At 68.0% G+C, this 1,049-nt stretch carries 2 protein-coding genes; both read right to left on the bottom strand.

All coding sequences use genetic code 11. The annotated features are described in order from the left end of the window. The coding region (locus ACIRS4_RS39035) for a branched-chain amino acid ABC transporter permease (RefSeq protein ID WP_404205152.1) at positions 1-638 on the bottom strand (638 nt) is incomplete at its 3' end. Beyond that, a partial coding sequence (locus ACIRS4_RS39030; RefSeq protein ID WP_404205150.1) for an ABC transporter substrate-binding protein occupies positions 639-1,049 on the bottom strand: 411 nt, incomplete at its 5' end. It abuts the gene before it with no gap.

The raw sequence follows: 1,049 nt of genomic DNA, 5'->3' as shown, positions 1-1,049 counted from the left end.
GGCGAGATGTTCGAGTTGTAGAGCCCGACGAAGATGCCGGCCAGCCCGCCCAGCCCGGACGCGATGGCGAAGGCCAGCGACTGCACCCGCCCGACCCCGATCCCCATCTGCGCGGCGGCATCCGGATCCTGCGCGGTCGCGCGGATCGCCAGCCCGTGCCGGCTGAACCGCAGGAACGCCCACAGCCCGCCCATCACCAGCAGGGTGATGGCGAACATGGCCACGTCCGAGGTGCCGAACCGCACCCCGCCCACCTGGAAGTTGTTGGTGGACAACACCTGCGGGAACGGCCGGGTGTCCGGCCCGAACACCAGGGCCACCACGTTCTCGATGATGAGCCCCACCGCCACCGTCGCCAGCAGCGCCGCGATGGCCGGGGCCCGGCGCAGCGGCCGCACCGCCAGCACGTCGATCGCCACGCCGACCAGCGCCGTCACCGCCACCACCACGACCAGCGCGGCCCACCACGGCACCCCGTGCTGGGCGATCAGCCACCAGCCCAGCACCGAACCGAACGCGAAGATCGCGCCGTGCGCGAAATTGATGACATTGCTGACCCCGAAGATCAGGGTGATACCCACGGCGATCAGCGCGTACGCATTGCCGTGGACCAGACCCGCGATGAGCGTGTCGAACATCTACTTCTTGCTTCCGACCGGCACGAACTTGCCGTTCTGCAGAATCAGCTCGATCGGCTTCACCCCGCTGGGGCGGCGCGTCTGCTGATCGAAGGCGAAGGTGCCCAAGCCGATTCCGTCGAAGTCCTTGACCTCGCGCAACCCCTTCAGCACGCCCTCCCGGGTCGCGCCGCCCGCCTTGGCGGCCTTCACCACCGTGTTCAGCGCGTCATAGGCGTACACATTGAAATCGCCCGGGTCGGTATTGAACTTGGCCCGGAACTTGGTGACGAAGTTCTGCACCTTCGGGCTCGGATCCGACGGCGTGAACACGCCGTTCACGATGTCGCCCTCGGCCGCGGCGCCCGCCAGGTCGATGAACTGCGGCGTGTTCTGCCCGCCGAAGAATTGCCCGGTGAACCCGACATCCCG

It is taken from the genome of Streptomyces sp. NPDC101166 (genome assembly GCF_044768125.1).
Classification (GTDB): Bacteria; Actinomycetota; Actinomycetes; order Streptomycetales; family Streptomycetaceae; genus Streptomyces.
The sequence above is the reverse complement of the archived record's forward strand: the minus strand, read 5'-3'. Positions and strand labels throughout refer to the sequence as shown.